Consider the following 14,376-nt stretch of genomic DNA (forward strand, 5'->3'; position numbering starts at 1 on the left):
GCGGACGGGCGTCCGGCCGGACGCCCGTCCGCAGCACGGGGTCCACGGCGCGACGGTGCGCCGCCACGCCACGGATCCGGAGGCACTCCGAGGTGCCCACCCTCAGGCCGTGGCCACCACCGTCGGCGCGATGGCGGCCGTGAGGCTGAGCCGCAGGTCGAGCAACGCGTCGAGCGCGTCCTGGGCCGCCTGGCACAGGCCGAAGGCCCGGCCGCTCGGGGAGTTCTGGAAGTCGTCGCGGGCGGTGCCGAGTTCTCGGTAGGCGGCCACGATGCGACGGTCGACGTCGGGGACGGGGGGACGAGAGGGCGACACGTCGCCTCCTGCGGATCGGTGGCGCCGGGAGGAGGTGCCCGGTCGTCGTGGCCCGTCCTACCCACCCGGGAGCAGGCGCACGCGCGCGCCCACGACACGACCGGCGCCGCACCGGTCGACGCGGGTCAGCCGATGCCGCACTCGTCGCTCAGGTAGGTGTCGACGTTGTCGCTCGCGGCCTCCAGCCCGCTGCCGGCGTCCTCCAGGGCCGCCACGGAGTCGGCGTCGCCGAGGTCGAGGTCGGCCACCGCGTCGGCCATCCGCTCCAGCCCGCTGCGCATGGTGTCCCAGTCGGCGGCGATGGCCTCCGGCGCGTTGATGCCCTGCATCTCCTCGGCGAGCTGCCGGAACACGTCGGGGATGGAGTCCCCGCCGCCGGACTCGTCCAGCGCCGTCTCGACCCGCTGGTCGAGGTCCTCGGCCTGGGCGCAGAAGTCGTCCCCGGCCGCTGAGTCCTCCGCGGCGGAGCTGCTCGCCGGGGTGTCGGCGGCGGACCCGCCGCCGCTCCCGGAACCCCCGTCGTCGCCGGAGCACGAGGCGAGCAGGACGACGCCGAGGGCCGTGACCACCCCGGCTCGGACGGAACGCAGCTGCTGGCGCATGGCCCGACCCTCCCGCCCACCCGGACGCGTGGGCAGAGGCGAAGGGCCGTCGCCGACGACCGGCCCGGACGGGCCACCGGCCCGGTCCCTCGTCGAGGGGCCGGGCCGGTGCCGTGCGGGGACAGCGCCGGAGCGGCGCGGCGGGGTCAGCCGACCTCGACGGCCCGGCTGGCCGGCTGCCGGTCCGGGCGGCCCAGGAACCGGTCGACCAGGGGGCCGGTCATGCCGGTGGTGATCAGCGCCATGACCACCGCGCCGACCTGCATCTGGGGGCTGATGACCCCGGCGTTGAGCGCCACCAGGGCGGCGACGAGCACCATCAGGCCGCGGCAGTTCATCAGGATCCCCAGCGCGTTGCTCTCGCTCCAGGACAGCCCGCCGAGGCGGCCGCTGACCAGGGCACCGCCCCACTTGCCCACGATCGCCACGACCACGAACAGTGCGATGCCGGGCAGTGCGGCCCAGGTCAGCGTGGTGAAGTCGGTGCGCAGCCCGCTGTAGGCCAGGAAGATCGGCAGCAGGAACACGATCGCCACGTCGGAGAGCCGGGAGGTCAGCGCCGTGGTGAGGACGGCGTGGCGCGGCACGACCAGGCCGGCGACGAAGCCGCCGACGAGCGCGTGGATGCCGATCCGGTCGGCGGCGTACGCGGCCAGCACGACCATGCCCATGACGACGGCGAACTGGGTGCCGCTCAGCGGGTCGCCCGCCTCGCCCCCACGGAACACCCGTGCCAGTGCCGGCCGGACGACCAGCCACATCGCCGCGAGGAAGGCCAGCGTCCCGGTCAGCCGCCACAGGTGCGACGACGACGGCTCCCCGGTGGCCACGCCCCGGGCGACACCCACCGTGAGGAACATGAGGATGGTGACCAGCGCCGCCGCTGCGATGCCGACGATCCCGAGCGGGGAGGTGGCCAGCCCCTTCTCCTGGAGGATGCGCGCGGCCACCGGGAAGGCGGTCACCGCCAGCATCGCGCCCACCATGAGGGTGAAGCCGATCCGCGACGGGTCGCCGGCACCGGTGAACCGGTCGGTGAAGAGGACCGGCGCGATGAGGAACCCCAGCGCGACCGGGATGGCCACGACCCCGACGGCGACGGTGACGATGCCGGCGGCCCGGCCACGCAGGCGGTCAGTGTCGAGCTCCAGGCCCACCAGGAACATGAACAGGACCAGGGCGATCGTGCCCAGGAGGCTCAGCCCGCTCTGCGCCTGGGCGGGGAACAGGCACGAGCTGATGCTCGGGGCCACGCCCTCGGGCAGGGACCGGTCGCACGCCAGGAAGGCGGGGGCGTCGTCCCAGACGAACGTCGTGGCGCCGAGCAGGGAGGGGCCGAGCAGGACGCCCGCGACGATCTCGCCGACGACGCGGGGCTGACCGATCCGCAGGGCGAGCGTGCCGACGACACGGGCGGCGATCAGGATGATCGCGATGTCCAGCAGGACGAAGGCGATCACCTGGTCCCCGGGCAGGGAGGGTGCGGGCATGGGGGGTCTCCGACGAGGTGGGGGGCTGAGCGGCGGCACATGGTGGCGCAGACCCCCGGTTCCCGTCACCGGTTCTGCGCGCGGCACTTGCCGGTGTACGGGGCGCGACCGCGGGACGCCGGGCAGCCGACCGGCATAGCGGGAGCCGATCGGGTTCGGTATTGGCCTGCCGCGCCGGCCGCGCGCCACCGTGGACGGTGTCCTCGGTGGTCCGCCACCGCACCGTCCTCCCCCCGTCGTGGAGAGTGGCATGACCAGTGCACCGCCGATGCTCGTGCGCGAGGACCTCGCGCCGGCCCGAGCACGTGACGAGCTGCGCCGGCGCGCGGACGGCGTGACGGCCGAGGCCGTCGTCTTCCCCGCCCACGGCGTCCCGCTCGCCGGGGTGCTGTACCGGCCGGAGGACGCCGACGGGCCCCTGCCCGGCGTGGTGGTCACCGGCACCTGGACCAGCGTCCGGGAGCAGATGGCCGACCGGTACGCCGCACGGCTGGCCGCCCGGGGCCACACCACCCTCGCCTTCGACCACACCGGCTACGGGGCCAGCGGGGGAGCGCTGCGCGACTACGAGTCGCCGGCGCTCAAGGCCCGCGACATCGGCGACGCGGTCGGCTACCTGGCCGGCCGGACCGACGTCGTCGACCCGCAGCGGATCGGTGCGCTCGGCGTCTGCGCGTCGGCCGGCTACACGGTGAGCAACGCCGTCGCCGACCCGCGGGTGCGGGCGCTGGCGCTGGTCGCGCCCTGGCTGCACGACGCGCGGATCGTCGCGGACACCTACGGCGGCGCGGACGGCGTGGCGATGCGGATGGCCGCCGCGGCCCGCGCGCGCAGTCGTTCCGAGGCGACCGGGGAGGTGACCTACGTGCCGGCGGTGGGCGCCGGGGACCCGCTGACCGCCATGCCCTTCGACGTCGACTTCTACCAGAACCCCCGGCGCGGGGCGGTGCCCGCGTGGCCCAACCGCTTCGCCGTCATGGCCTGGCCCGGGTGGCTCACCTACGACCCGATCGCCCTGGCGCCGCAGGTGCACCAGCCGGTGCTGCTGGTGCACAGCGAGGACGCCGCGATCCCCCAGGGGGCGCACCGCTTCGCCGTCTCGGTCGGCGGGACGATCGACCAGTACTGGGGCGAGGGCAGCCAGTTCGACTTCTACGACGGCAGCGCGCACGTCGACCGCGCGGTGTCCCTCGCCGGCGCCCACTTCGCCGAGCACCTCGCGTGACCGCGCCGACCGCCGGGACCCGGCCGTCGTGAGCACCTCGCTCGTCGTCGGCGGTTCCGGCCGCACCGGCCGGCGGGTGGTCGAGCGGCTGCTCGCCGCCCGCCGGCCGGTCGCGGTCCTCAGCCGCCGGCCCCGGCCGGCCGCCGGTGTCCGGACGATCGTCGGGGACCTCGGGGACCTCGCCACCTGGCCGACGGCGCTCGCGGACGTCGAGGGGGTCGTGGTGTGCGTCGAGCCGCCCTACGACGCGGCCGGGGCCGAGACGGTGATGAGCCGCGGGATCGCCGCCCTCGCCGTCGCCGCGGCCGAGCGGGACCTGCGGGTGGTGCTGGTGAGCCAGATCTACGTCACCCGGCCGCAGGCCCACCCGGCCATGGCGCACGTGACGGAGGCCCGCGCCCGTGGCGAGCAGGCGCTGCGGGCCAGCGGCGCCGACCACGCCGTCGTCCGGCCCGGGTGGCTGACCGACGAGCCGGCCACCGGCGTCCGGCTCGAGCAGGGCGACACCGGCGACGGGACCACGAGCCGCGACACCGTCGCGGACGCCTGCGTGCACCTGCTGCTGCGTCCCGGGGGTGCCCCGGTCACCTTCGAGGTCTTCGACGACCCGGCCGCCGGCCCGGCGGACTGGACGGCGGCGCTGGCGGCCCTGACCCCCGACCCGGTCGCGGGGCCGCGGTGAGGACCAGCGGCGTCGCGGTCGTCACCGGGGCCAACCGCGGGATCGGCCGGGAGGTGGCCGCCCGGCTCGCCGCCCGCGGGGTGACCACCGTCCTCGGGGCCCGCGACGAGGCCCGCGGGCACGAGGCCGCCCGGGGGATGAGCGGCCCGGTCGTCGTCCGGCAGCTCGACGTCGCCGACCCCGGCAGCGTCGCGGCGCTGGCCTCCTGGCTGGCGGCCGAGCACGGCGGCGTCGACGTGCTCGTCAACAACGCCGCCGTCCACTACGACACCTGGCAGAGCGCGGCCGACGCCGACCTGCGCGTCGTCGAGGAGGCGCTGGCGGTCAACGTGGTGGGTGCCTGGCGGATGGCGGTGGCGCTGGCCCCGCTGCTGCGGCCCGGCGGTCGCCTGGTCAACGTCTCCAGCGGCGCGGGGTCCTTCGGCGAGACGGGGAGCGCCGGGGGAGCGCCGGCCTACTCGGTGTCCAAGGCCGCGCTGGACATGCTCACCGTCAAGCTCGCCGCGGACCTGCGCCGCCGCCGGGTGCTGGTCAACGCCGTCTGCCCGGGGTGGGTGGCCACCGACATGGGCGGCGCGGGCGGGCGCCCGGTGGCCGACGGCGCGGCCAGCGTCCTGTTCGCCGTCGACGTCCCCGACGACGGGCCCAGCGGCGGCTTCTTCCGCGACGGGCGGCGCATCCCGTGGTGACCGCGGGCCGGCGTCCCGGCCGGCACCGGGCCGCTCAGCCGGCCGCGGCGGTGGGCGTGCCGGACTCCCCGGCGGACGGCGCCGCCGAGGGGTGCACCTGCCGGGCGGCCTCGACGCAGGCGAGCACGAAGTCGTGCACCGCCGGGCGGGGGTCGCCGGACCGCCAGGCGATCGCCAGCTCACCCGGCGGCAGCCCCCGGACGGGACGGACGACGTACTCCGGACGGCGGTAGATCTCCGCGTTGCCGGCGCTGATCAGCGCGACCCCGAGACCCCGGCCGAGGGCCTCCACCGCCTCCTCGGGCCCGTGCACCACGGCGCCGATGCGCACCGGGTGCCCGTGGCGCGCGTCGACGGCGAGCCAGTAGTCGCGCAGGCTGCCGTTCGACTCGGGCAGGGCGAGGAACGGCTCGTCGTACAGGTCGGCCATCGTCAGCTCGGCCCGCGCCGTGAGGGGGTGGTTGACGGGGAGGGCCAGGTGCCGCTGCTCGCTGATCAGCACCCGGTGGCGCAGGCCGCTGTCCTCCGGCAGCGGCAGCCAGCAGAACGCGAGGTCGGTGGCGCCCGAGGTCAGGCCGGCGGTGCGGTCGTCGAACGACGTCTGCTGGAACTCGACGGAGAAGCCCGGGTGGCGCTGCTGGAAAACCTCGACCGCCGCCGGGATCAGCCCCCGGCCGACGCCGACGCTCATCCCGACCCGGATCGTCCGGCTGTCGGCGGCGACCGCCTCGGCGACGGCGGACTGTGCCTCGTCCCAGGTCGCGACCGTCGACCGCGCGTAGGGGACCAGGGCGCGGCCGGCGGCGGTGAGGGTGACCCCGCGCGGCCCGCGGGCGAACAGCGGCGCGCGGACGTGCTGCTCGAGCACCTGGATCTGGCGGCTGAGGGCCGGCTGGGAGACGAACAACCGCTGCGCGGCCCGCGTGAAGTGCAGCTCGTCGGCCACCGCGAGGAAGTACCGGAGATCGCGCAGGTGCACGTCCATGCCCAGGTGCTATCACGCCGGGCATTGGACCGACAGGTCCACAGGTCCTGGACTGGCAGCGTCCGACGGCGACCGGCTGGGCGCGGGCAGGAGGGGCCGTGGCGCAGGGACGACCCACCGTGGCCCCGGGATCGGCCGTGGCCCGGCCGGGACGCCCGCCCGTCCGGCCCGCCGTGGTGCTGGTGACCGGCGCCAACCGCGGGATCGGCCGCGAGCTGGTGCGGCGGCTCGCGTTGCGCGGCGACACCCCGGTCATGGCGGTGCGCGACATCGCCCTCGGGTGGGCCGCCGCGCGGGAGCTCCGGGTGCACGACGGCGTCCGGGTCGACGTCGTCCGGCTCGACGTGACCGACCCGGTGAGCTGCAGCCGGGCCGCCGACGAGGTGCGCCGCTGCCACGGCCGCGTCGACGTCCTGGTGAACAACGCCGCCGCCCCCCGCGACGTGCGGGGCACCGCCGCCGCGGCGGACCTCGACGTGGTCCAGCGCGCGTGGGAGGTCGACGTGCTCGGCGCCTGGCGCGCCACGCAGGCGTTCCTGCCGCTGCTGCGGCGCAGCGCCGCAGGCCGGGTCGTCAACGTGTCCGCCGAGGCGGGGTCGCTGGCCAACATGGGCGGGGGAGCGCCCGCGTTCCGCGTCTCCAAGACGGCGCTCAACGCGCTGACCCGCATGCTGGCCGCCGAGCTCGGCCGCGAGGGGATCGCGGTCAACTCCGTCTGCCCCGGCTGGGTGGCGACCGACGCGCGCAGCGCCGGCGGCCGCTCGGCGGAGGACGCGGCCGCCAGCGTCCTGCGCGCCGTCGACCTGCCGCCCGGCGGGACCACCGGCGACTTCCTGCGGGACGGCCGCCGCCTGCCCTGGTGACACCATTCAGCCGTTGGCGCAACAATTGCGCGAATGGCGGAACCGGGCCATTCCGGGACGCATTCCCGGGGATCTCCCGATTGACTGCGGGACGTCCGGTCCCGAAGGTCCCAGGAGGTCCCCACCATGACGACGACCGGTTCCCCCGTCCTGCAGGACGCCGTCCTCGACCGCCTGCTGCGGGAGCGCATCGTGGTCCTCGGCACCGCGGTCGACGACGACGTCGCCAACCAGCTGTGCGCGCAGATGCTGCTCCTGGCGGCCGACGACCCGCGCCGGGACGTGCACCTCTACGTCAACTCACCCGGTGGCTCGGTCACCGCCGGGCTGGCCGTCTACGACACCATGCGGTCCCTCGGCTGCGACGTCGCCACCTACGCCTTCGGGATGGCGGCCTCGATGGGGCAGTTCCTCCTCACCGCCGGCACGCCGGGCAAGCGGTTCACCCTGCCGCACACCCGGATCCTCGTGCACCAGCCCTCCGGCGGGATCGGCGGCGTCCAGTCCGACATCGCCGTCCAGGCCGACCTGCTGCGCCGCCTCAAGCGAGAGGTCGACGAGCTGCAGGCACGGCACACCGGGCGCACCGTCGAGGAGATCGAGCGCGACTCCGACCGCGACCGCTGGTTCACCCCGCAGGAGGCCGTCGAGTACGGGCTCGTCGACCACGTCGTCGGCTCGGCCGCCGCCCTGCCGGGACCGCTGCCCACCGGTGCCGGACGGGGGGCGCGCTGACCGACCGACCGGCCCCGGCCGTGCCAGGGTGGCGTCGTGCGCGTCGTCGTCACCGGTAGCTCGGGACACCTCGGCGAGGCGCTGGTCCGCGTGCTGCGCGCCGCCGGTGACGACGTCGTCGGCCTGGACCTGCTGCCCTCGCCGTGGACCGACGTCGTCGCCTCGGTGGGGGACCGGCCCGCCGTCCGGGCGGCGCTGGCCGGGGCCCAGGCCGTCGTGCACACCGCCACGCTGCACAAGCCGCACGTCGGCACGCACGACCGCCAGGCGTTCGTCGACACCAACGTCACCGGCACGCTGACGGTGCTCGAGGAGGCGGTGGCCGCCGGCGTGGGGCGGGTGGTGGTCACCAGCACCACCTCGGCGTTCGGCCGCGCCCTGACACCGGCGCCGGGGGAGCCCGCCGCGTGGATCACCGAGGCGGTGGCCCCGCGGGTGCGGAACGTCTACGGCGCCACCAAGGTCGCCGCCGAGGACCTCTGCGAGCTCCTCGCCCGCGACACCGGCCTGCCCGTCGTCGTGCTGCGCACCTCCCGGTTCTTCCCCGAGGGCGACGACGCCGACGCCGTCCGCACCGCCTACGACGACGACAACGTCAAGGTGAACGAGCTGCTGTCCCGGCGCGTGGACCTCGCCGACGTCGTGTCGGCGCACCGGGCCGCCCTCGACCGGGCGCCGGCGCTCGGGTTCGGCCGCTACGTCGTCAGCGCGACGACGCCGTTCCGCCGCGAGGACCTCGCCGGGCTGCGCGCCGACGCGCCCGCCGTCGTCGCCCGGCTCTTCCCCGACGCGCCCGCGCTGTACGCGCGGCTGGGCTGGCGGCTGTTCCCCTCGATCGACCGGGTGTACGTCAACGACGCCGCCCGGGCCGACCTGGGCTGGACGCCGCGGTACGACTTCCGCGCCGCCCTCGACCTGCTCGCCGCGGCCCGCCCGCCGCGCAGCGAGCTGGCGATCGCCGTCGGCGCGAAGGGCTACCACGCGGAGTCGACCGGGCCGTACACGACCCGGTGACCCCGGGTGGTCCCTGCCCTGTCGGTCAGGCTCCGTCGCAGTCGAACGTGGGCTCGAGGGCGCTGGGGCCCGGCCCCGGCGGCGTCCCACCCGTCAGCGCCCACGACCAGAAGTAGGCCAGCGCCGCGATGTCGCAGTCGGAGAAGAGCGGGTCCGGGGCGTCGCCGATCCAGGCGTAGCCCATCAGGTCGTAGCTCTCGCGCAGGTTGGTGGCGTGGCCGAGCCCGAGGGCGTGGCCGAGTTCGTGCAGCGTGACGTAGTACAGGTACTCGGGGGTGTAGTCCTCGATGCCGATCCCGAGGGCGAACTCGGAGCGCACGATGACGTTGGGGCACCCGCCGACGCCGCAGACGGCCATCCCCGCGAAGACGTTCCCGCCGGCGGAGGGCACGTAGTGCACGGTGATGTCCGCGCTGCGCTGAGCGGCGGCACCGGCGTCGGTCACGTCTTCGAGGGTGATCGCGCCGTCGAAGCACTCCTCCAGCACGGCACCCCAGTCGGTGATCGCCCGCTGGATGGCGTCGACGAAGGCCGGGTCGACGTTGGGCGCCGCCTTCACCACCGCGGTCAGCTCGGCGTCGGTCCAGGTGTACCGGTTGGGGTAGTACGCGTTGAGGACGACGAGGGCGTCGGCGTCGGACTCCGGCAGGTCGCAGCTCACCCCCGGGGCCTGGGCGGTCGCGGGAGACGCCACCAGGAACAGGCTGCTGAGCGCGACGGCGAGCACCACCGCGACACGACGAGGACTCATCGATCCCCCCACGTGGAACCGGAGCCCCGGGCCGGAGCCCCTCGGGTGCCGCGCACGGTACGCCGGGGGGACCGTGACCGACAGCGGCTGAGGACCCGGTGTCCGGCCGGGATCGTCGGTGGTCCGTGCCAGGGTGGCGGTGACCGCGGACACCCGGGAGGACGCATGACCACGCTGCACGACAGGCCCCACAGCGCACTGCTCGTCATCGACGTGCAGAACGGCGTGGTCGGCGAGGCGCACGCCCGCGACGAGGTGGTGGCCACCATCGCCGGACTGGTGGAGCGCGCCCGTGGTGAGCGGGTCCCCGTCGTCTGGGTGCAGCACGACGACGAGGAGCTGGCCCACGGCAGCGACGGCTGGCAGATCGTCCCCGAGCTCGCGCCGGCCGACGGCGAACCGCGGGTGGAGAAGCAGTTCGGCGACTCGTTCGAGGCCACCGACCTCGAGCAGGTGCTGGCCGGTCTCGGTGTCGGCCGGCTCGTGGTCACCGGCGCGGAGACCGACGCCTGCATCCGCTCGACCCTGCACGGCGCCCTGGTCCGCGGCTACGACACGGTCCTGGTCGGCGACGCGCACACCTGCGGCGACAAGTCGCAGTGGGGCGCGCCGCCGCCCGAGCAGGTCGTCGCGCACACCAACCTGTACTGGAACTTCTCGGCCGCGCCGGGCCGCAGCACCGGCACGGTCGCGTCGGCCGACGTCGACCTGGTGGGCGGGGTGGGCGGGGCGCCCTCCGCGTGACCAGTGTCCGGATGCGGGCCGTCGCGGCGTACCTGCGGCTGACGGCGAAGCCGCGCATGGCCACGGCCGAGGCCGCCCGCCGGAGGCTGGCCGAACCCAAGCGCCCTGCGCCGCCGCCGGCCGCCCTGCGCCGCCGGCACGAGGTGGCCACCCGGCGGGTCGAGGGCTTCGAGGTCACCACGGTCGCGCCGCGCGGCGGGGCCGCACGGGCCGCGGTGTACCTGCACGGCGGCGCGTACGTCGCCGGCGCGGCGCCCCAGCACTGGACGCTGGTCGGGCGGCTGGCCGACGCCGGTGTCCGGGTGGCGGTGCCCGACTACGGTCTCGCGCCGCAGTGCACGTACCGCGACGCGTATCCCCTCCTCACCGCCGTCTACGCCGACCTGCACCGCGAGGTCGGCGACGTCGTCCTGGCGGGGGACTCCGCCGGCGGCGGGCTGGCGCTCGGCCTGGCGCAGACGTTCCTGGACACCGGCCTGCCGCAGCCGCGGCTGATCGCCCTCGTCGCCCCGTGGCTGGACCTCACCCTGACCGACCCCGGCGTCCCGGCGGCCGAGGCGCGGGACCCGTGGCTCTCGCGTGCCGGGCTGGTCGAGGCGGGCCGCGCCTGGGCCGGTGGGGACGATCCCACCGACCCGCGACTCAGCCCGGTCAACGGGCCGCTGGCCGGGCTGGCCCCCGTGCGCGTCTGGGTCGGTACGCGCGACCTGTTGCTGCCCGACGCGCTGCGCCTGCGGAACCGGGGTGCCGGCGAGGGCGCGCACGTGGAGGTGACCGTCGTCGAGGGGGCGGTGCACGTGTATCCGCTGACGCCCACGCCCGAGGGCCGAACGGGAACCCGCGAGGTCGTCGCCGCGATCGCCGGATCCCGTCCCTGACCTGCGAGAACTGTCGTACCCCGGGTCTAGCGTCAGTGGTGTGCAGGAGGTCGAGGACGTCGAGACGCCGCCGGTCGGCGACCTCCTCGACCTGCTCGTCGCACGCCCGCCGGAGTTCCGTCGACTGCCGGTCGACCTGTTGTCGCGGGAGCAGAAGGCCGCCGAGCTGCAGCGGGTGGCCGCGCTCAAGGCGGTGACCGCCGCCTACGAGGCGGAGCTGGTGCTGGGCCTGGCCGACGACAGCCCCGCTGACGACGACCCGGCGCCCGGCACGCCCGGTGCCCGCCGCGGGTCGTGGAAGCCGGATGGCGAGCTGCCGGGGGTGTCGGAGTTCTTCACCGCCGAGTTGGCGGTGGTGCTCAACTGCGGGCGGGGTACGGCCAACCACCTGGCCACCCGCGCCTGGACCTACCGCGAGCGGCTGCCGGCCACCTGGGCCGCACTCGCCGCCGGGGAGCTGGACGAGGCCCGCGCCAGGGCGCTGGTCGACGTGCTGCAGCACACCAGGCCAGCGCTCGCCCGGCGCATCGAGGCGGTGGTGCTGCCCGAGGCCGCGCAGCTGACCGTCGGCAAGCTCAAGAAGCGCGCGCTCGAGTTGCTGCTGGAGGCGGACGCCGACGCGGTCGACGAACGGCGCAACACCGCCGAACGGCGCTCGGACGTGCGCGTCTACCCGTCGGCGTCGGACGGGATGAGCACGCTGGCCGCCGACCTGCCCACCGACGTGGCCGCGGCCTGCCACGCGACCGTCGACGCGCTGGCCCGAATGCTGAAGGCCGACGGGGATCCGCGGCCGATCGGGCAGCTGCGCACTCTGGTGTTCGCCGATCTGCTGCAGCGGCCGTGGGACGACAGCCGCCCGCCGGTGACCGCGCACCTGCAGATCATCGCGACGCTGGCGTCGCTGGCCGGGCGGTCGACGCAGGCCGGGGAGGTGAACGGGCTGCCGATCACCGCCGCCCACCTGCGCGAACTGCTGCACCAGTTGGACGCCCTCGGCGTGCAGGCGCCCGACGGTGGCTCGGTGACCGTCGCACTCACCGAGGACGACGGGACGCTCCGGGCGACCGCGACGCTGAACCGGCTGCGGAAGCTGGCCACCCGCGGTTGCGAGGAGCATGCGGACGCCGAGTGCGGCTGCGCGGTGCTCGACCGGCCGGCGGGCCGGGACGGCTACACCCCCTCGGCCGCTCAGCAGGCGTTCGTGCGCACCCGCGACCGCACCTGCCGGATGCCCACCTGCGGGCAGCGGGTCGGCTGGGCCGACGCCGACCACGTCCTCCCCCACGCCGAGGGCGGGCCCACCGACTGCACCAACCTCTGCTGCCTGTGCCGCAGCCACCACCGCGTGAAGACCTTCGCCCGCGGCTGGCGCTTCCACATGGCCGCAGACGGGACGCTCACCGTCACCACCCCGTCCGGCGTCACCCGCACCACCCGGCCACCGGGCGTGCGCCCACCACCGCCGACACCCGAGCCACCGCCGGCAGACGAGCCGCCCGACCCGGACGACGACCCGCCGCCCTTCTGACCGCTGCGGTCGTCCGTCGACGCCGCGCCGGTGCGAGATCGTCGTGCTCCGCCGGCCGCGTGGCGGCGGCGGCGTCGACGGCGTCCTCGGGGCGGACCGGGCGGGCGTCGGGCGGGACGCTCACGTCAGTCGGCGCACCACCGACAGCGGCAGCACGCGCAGCGCCGCGCCGATCGGCACCCACGGCCAGGCCGGCACGTACGCCTTCGACTTCCGCGCCTCGACCGCCGCGACCACAGCGCGGACGCCCGGCTCGGTGTCGGTCATGAGCCGGGTGCCGGCGACGCCCTCGTTCATCTCCGAACGGATGTAGCCGGGGTAGACCACCGTCACGTCCACGCCCGGGACGCGCTCGGACCGCAGCCCCTCGCCGAGCGCGGCGACACCGGCCTTCGTCGCCGCGTAGACCGTCATCGACCGCCGCATCCCGCGCAGTGCCGAGATCGAGCTGATCAGCACCAGGTGGCCGCGGCGCTGCCGGCGGAACACCTCCATCGCCGCCTCGCACTGCGCCAGCGCGCCGACGAAGTTCGTCACCGCCGTCTCACGGTTGACCGCCGCCTGCCCGGTACCCAGTGGGGCGCCGCCGCCGACGCCGGCGTTGACCACCACCCGGTCCAGGCCGCCGAAGGCATCCTCGAACCGGCGGAACACCGCGGGGACGGCGTCGGGGTCGGTGACGTCGAGGGCCGCCGTCTCCACCCGCCGGCCGGTGCCGGCGCGGATCTCGCCGGCGAGGGCGTCGAGCCGGTCGGTGCGCCGCGCGCACAGCGCGAGGTCCCAGCCGAGGGCGGCGAACTGCCGCGCCATCTCCGCGCCGAGCCCGGAGCTCGCCCCGGTGACCAGGACGACGCCCCTGCCGGTGCGGGCCTGGGGCGAGGACGGGGCGGCGGGGGAGGTGGGCACCCGCGCACGCTAGATCCGGCCGGACGCGCACCCGTGCCCGGGGTCGGCGCTCAGGCCCGCACGGCCGGGTGCACCTGGGCCAGGACGAACTCCGCCACGACGTCGTGCACCGTCTCCCGGTCGTGCTCGTTGAGGACGTCGTGCAGGTCGCCGGGGAAGACCCGCAGCGTCGCCTGCGGCAGCCGGGCGGCCAGCGCGCGCGAGTTCTCGACCGGGACGACCGGATCGGCTCCACCGTGCAGCACCAGCACCGGGACGGCCGGCCGCCCCTCGGCGAGCCCCGCCGCCACCGCGGACCAGGACCGGGCCACCGCCTCCAGGGTCTGTCGCGGCACGGGCCCGCGGTGCACCAGCGGATCGGTCCGCAACGCCTCCAGGTAGGCCGGGTGGGTGCTGAACACCTCCGCGGGGTCGGGCGGCTCGACCTCCGCGGTGTCCTCCGCGAGCAGGGCCTCGATGAGCGGCACCGGGGCGGCCGGCGGCGCCGAGACGACCAGCGCCTCGGCCACCTCCGGGGACCGCTGGGCGAGCAGCAGGAGCGCGACGCCGCCGCCCGAGTGCCCCACCAGCACCAGCGGCCGCCCGGGGTGCCGCGCGCGGGCGAGGCCGGCCAGCGTGCCGGCGTCGGCGGCCTGGTCGTCGCGGCTGAGCGTGAGGTCGCGCTCGCCGTCGCTGCGCCCGTGGCCGGCGGCGTCGAGGGCGTGCACGGCGATCCCGCCGGCGGCCAGCCGCCGCCCGAGCGGCTCGTAGAGGCCCAGGTGCTCGCCGAGGTCGCCGTGGTGCAGGACGACGACGGCGCGGACCTCCCCGTCGGGGAGCCAGGCGGTGTGGTGGACGCGGCCGCGGCAGCCGTCGAAGAAGGGCATCGCGCCCCTCCCTCCGGGTCGGGCGGACAGGCCCCCCGCGCCGGGCATCCTCCTCGCGTCCGGCGCGCTTCGGAAGCGGGGGACCCGGGCAGGATCGGGG

16 protein-coding genes are annotated in these 14,376 nt (G+C 76.1%); 9 read left to right on the forward strand and 7 right to left on the reverse strand.

Features of this window, described 5'->3' with window-relative positions:
- Window positions 1–102: 102 nt before the first annotated feature.
- From ACI780_RS21320 to ACI780_RS21330, 3 genes are all read right to left on the reverse strand, one after another.
- On the reverse strand, window positions 103–315 hold the full coding sequence (locus tag ACI780_RS21320) for a hypothetical protein (RefSeq protein WP_456871305.1): 213 nt from the start codon (window positions 313–315) through the stop codon (window positions 103–105).
- Window positions 316–440: 125 nt separating this feature from the next.
- Window positions 441–917: a hypothetical protein gene (locus ACI780_RS21325; protein ID WP_457005603.1), complete on the reverse strand. Its 477-nt coding sequence runs from the start codon at window positions 915–917 to the stop codon at window positions 441–443.
- A 146-nt stretch (window positions 918–1,063) separates the two neighbouring features.
- The gene (locus tag ACI780_RS21330) at window positions 1,064–2,407 is read right to left on the reverse strand and encodes a cation:proton antiporter (protein WP_457005605.1); all 1,344 of its coding nucleotides are present in this window, start codon (window positions 2,405–2,407) and stop codon (window positions 1,064–1,066) included.
- A gap of 250 nt (window positions 2,408–2,657) precedes the next feature.
- On the opposite strand from ACI780_RS21330, the gene ACI780_RS21335 reads away from it, so the two are divergent.
- Genes ACI780_RS21335 through ACI780_RS21345 form a run of 3 tightly spaced genes read left to right on the forward strand, consistent with a single transcriptional unit; the run spans window position 2,658 to window position 5,003 of the window.
- Window positions 2,658–3,632, forward strand: a complete 975-nt coding sequence (locus tag ACI780_RS21335) for an alpha/beta hydrolase (protein WP_457005607.1) — start codon at window positions 2,658–2,660, stop codon at window positions 3,630–3,632.
- Window positions 3,633–3,660: 28 nt separating this feature from the next.
- Window positions 3,661–4,314 (forward strand): NAD(P)-binding oxidoreductase, encoded by a 654-nt coding sequence (locus tag ACI780_RS21340; protein WP_457005609.1) that lies wholly within the window; start codon window positions 3,661–3,663, stop codon window positions 4,312–4,314.
- The gene (locus ACI780_RS21345; protein WP_457005611.1) at window positions 4,311–5,003 is read left to right on the forward strand and encodes an SDR family NAD(P)-dependent oxidoreductase; all 693 of its coding nucleotides are present in this window, start codon (window positions 4,311–4,313) and stop codon (window positions 5,001–5,003) included. The genes ACI780_RS21340 and ACI780_RS21345 overlap by 4 nt, the downstream gene beginning before the upstream one ends.
- 34 nt (window positions 5,004–5,037) lie before the next feature.
- Here the strand turns inward: ACI780_RS21345 and ACI780_RS21350 are convergent, their stop codons facing one another.
- Window positions 5,038–5,988, reverse strand: coding sequence for a LysR family transcriptional regulator (locus ACI780_RS21350; protein ID WP_456871311.1), 951 nt, complete (start codon window positions 5,986–5,988; stop codon window positions 5,038–5,040).
- A gap of 98 nt (window positions 5,989–6,086) precedes the next feature.
- Here ACI780_RS21350 and ACI780_RS21355 point away from each other — a divergent pair, with 98 nt between their 5' ends.
- The 3 genes from ACI780_RS21355 to ACI780_RS21365 all read left to right on the forward strand — a co-directional run bounded on the left by ACI780_RS21355 (window position 6,087) and on the right by ACI780_RS21365 (window position 8,600).
- Window positions 6,087–6,851: an SDR family NAD(P)-dependent oxidoreductase gene (locus ACI780_RS21355; RefSeq protein ID WP_457005613.1), complete on the forward strand. Its 765-nt coding sequence runs from the start codon at window positions 6,087–6,089 to the stop codon at window positions 6,849–6,851.
- A gap of 126 nt (window positions 6,852–6,977) precedes the next feature.
- Window positions 6,978–7,586 carry a ClpP family protease gene (locus tag ACI780_RS21360; RefSeq protein WP_457005615.1) on the forward strand — a complete coding sequence of 203 codons (609 nt, stop codon included), beginning with the start codon at window positions 6,978–6,980 and terminating at the stop codon, window positions 7,584–7,586.
- A gap of 36 nt (window positions 7,587–7,622) precedes the next feature.
- On the forward strand, window positions 7,623–8,600 hold the full coding sequence (locus ACI780_RS21365) for an NAD-dependent epimerase/dehydratase family protein (RefSeq protein WP_457005617.1): 978 nt from the start codon (window positions 7,623–7,625) through the stop codon (window positions 8,598–8,600).
- Window positions 8,601–8,625: 25 nt separating this feature from the next.
- Here ACI780_RS21365 and ACI780_RS21370 read toward each other — a convergent pair whose 3' ends face one another.
- On the reverse strand, window positions 8,626–9,351 hold the full coding sequence (locus ACI780_RS21370; protein ID WP_457005619.1) for a hypothetical protein: 726 nt from the start codon (window positions 9,349–9,351) through the stop codon (window positions 8,626–8,628).
- A gap of 165 nt (window positions 9,352–9,516) precedes the next feature.
- Here ACI780_RS21370 and ACI780_RS21375 point away from each other — a divergent pair, with 165 nt between their 5' ends.
- From ACI780_RS21375 to ACI780_RS21385, 3 genes are read left to right on the forward strand one after another with little or no spacing between them, the layout of a single operon-like run.
- Window positions 9,517–10,095: an isochorismatase family protein gene (locus ACI780_RS21375; protein WP_457005621.1), complete on the forward strand. Its 579-nt coding sequence runs from the start codon at window positions 9,517–9,519 to the stop codon at window positions 10,093–10,095.
- On the forward strand, window positions 10,092–10,973 hold the full coding sequence (locus tag ACI780_RS21380; protein ID WP_457005623.1) for an alpha/beta hydrolase fold domain-containing protein: 882 nt from the start codon (window positions 10,092–10,094) through the stop codon (window positions 10,971–10,973). Before ACI780_RS21375 ends, ACI780_RS21380 begins: the two co-directional genes overlap by 4 nt.
- A gap of 40 nt (window positions 10,974–11,013) precedes the next feature.
- Window positions 11,014–12,504, forward strand: a complete 1,491-nt coding sequence (locus tag ACI780_RS21385) for a DUF222 domain-containing protein (RefSeq protein WP_457005625.1) — start codon at window positions 11,014–11,016, stop codon at window positions 12,502–12,504.
- A gap of 120 nt (window positions 12,505–12,624) precedes the next feature.
- Here the strand turns inward: ACI780_RS21385 and ACI780_RS21390 are convergent, their stop codons facing one another.
- Both ACI780_RS21390 and ACI780_RS21395 read right to left on the reverse strand, forming a co-directional pair.
- The gene (locus ACI780_RS21390; protein ID WP_457005627.1) at window positions 12,625–13,410 is read right to left on the reverse strand and encodes an SDR family oxidoreductase; all 786 of its coding nucleotides are present in this window, start codon (window positions 13,408–13,410) and stop codon (window positions 12,625–12,627) included.
- A 50-nt stretch (window positions 13,411–13,460) separates the two neighbouring features.
- On the reverse strand, window positions 13,461–14,276 hold the full coding sequence (locus ACI780_RS21395) for an alpha/beta fold hydrolase (protein ID WP_457005629.1): 816 nt from the start codon (window positions 14,274–14,276) through the stop codon (window positions 13,461–13,463).
- Between the last annotated feature and the right edge of the window lie 100 nt (window positions 14,277–14,376).

This window comes from Geodermatophilus sp. SYSU D00814 (genome assembly GCF_054050055.1).